We start from the raw sequence: 364 nt of genomic DNA, 5'->3' as shown, positions 1-364 counted from the left end.
AAGTCATGTAGCCGGCATTAAATAAGGTTGCGAACGTAGTTCAGTGGTAGAACATCACCTTGCCAAGGTGGGGGTCGCGGGTTCGAATCCCGTCGTTCGCTTTTGAGGAGCCGGGGTGGCGGAACTGGCAGACGCACAGGACTTAAAATCCTGCGATGGTTTACATCGTACCGGTTCGATTCCGGTCCTCGGCATTAACTTAATATTAGCACCCTTAGCTCAACTGGATAGAGTACCTGACTACGAATCAGGCGGTTAGAGGTTCGACTCCTCTAGGGTGCATCAATTCGGGAAGTAGCTCAGCTTGGTAGAGTACTTGGTTTGGGACCAAGGTGTCGCAGGTTCGAATCCTGTCTTCCCGATT

The 364-nt window shown here is 51.4% G+C and carries 4 tRNA genes; all 4 read left to right on the top strand.

Annotated elements, in window-relative coordinates:
• Positions 1 to 29 precede the first annotated feature (29 nt).
• Positions 30 to 101 (top strand) — tRNA-Gly (locus tag AKK44_RS08345).
• 8 nt (positions 102 to 109) lie between these two features.
• Positions 110 to 194: transfer RNA gene (locus AKK44_RS08340), tRNA-Leu, on the top strand.
• A 14-nt stretch (positions 195 to 208) separates the two neighbouring features.
• Positions 209 to 282, top strand: a tRNA-Arg gene (locus AKK44_RS08335).
• A 6-nt stretch (positions 283 to 288) separates the two neighbouring features.
• Positions 289 to 362, top strand: a tRNA-Pro gene (locus tag AKK44_RS08330).
• Positions 363 to 364 lie beyond the last annotated feature (2 nt).

The organism is Streptococcus phocae (assembly GCF_001302265.1).
GTDB lineage: Bacteria > Bacillota > Bacilli > Lactobacillales > Streptococcaceae > Streptococcus > Streptococcus phocae.
This window is presented reverse-complemented; position numbering and strand designations above follow the sequence as displayed.